The 342-nt window shown below is 25.4% G+C and carries 1 protein-coding gene; it reads right to left on the bottom strand.

Annotation, left to right across the window (positions count from 1 at the left end; translation table 11 throughout):
* Positions 1 to 71: 71 nt before the first annotated feature.
* Positions 72 to 342, bottom strand: a 271-nt coding sequence (locus B2W91_RS10835; RefSeq protein ID WP_291580708.1) for a DUF3997 domain-containing protein, incomplete at its 5' end; no start/stop codon positions are given.

The raw sequence follows: 342 nt of genomic DNA, 5'->3' as shown, positions 1-342 counted from the left end.
TGTCAATCGTTAATTCTCAATTTCATGTTAACGAATTCATAAATTAAAATTAGAACTAATATATCTATATTTTATTTATAACTCTCTACCTTCTTAAGTTTCAAGTCCTTTGATATTTTTAATTCTTCTTTTTTCTCTTCAAATTCTTCTTTGGTAAAAGGTCCATATCCTCTAAGTTGTTTAGTATTTAAAATCCAATAATATTCATTTTTATCTTCATCGGTATTTTTATCATCATTATCTATATTCTTTTGCTTTGCTAATATAAAAACATCATCAAAAGCTATTTCACTAACTATAGAAGGTACTATAGGTGTGCTTTCATCATATCCATCACGAGGT

Origin of the sequence: Clostridium sp. UBA6640 (genome assembly GCF_002455975.1) — a bacterium.
Classification (GTDB): Bacteria; Bacillota; Clostridia; order Clostridiales; family Clostridiaceae; genus Clostridium_J.
The sequence above is the reverse complement of the archived record's forward strand: the minus strand, read 5'-3'. Positions and strand labels throughout refer to the sequence as shown.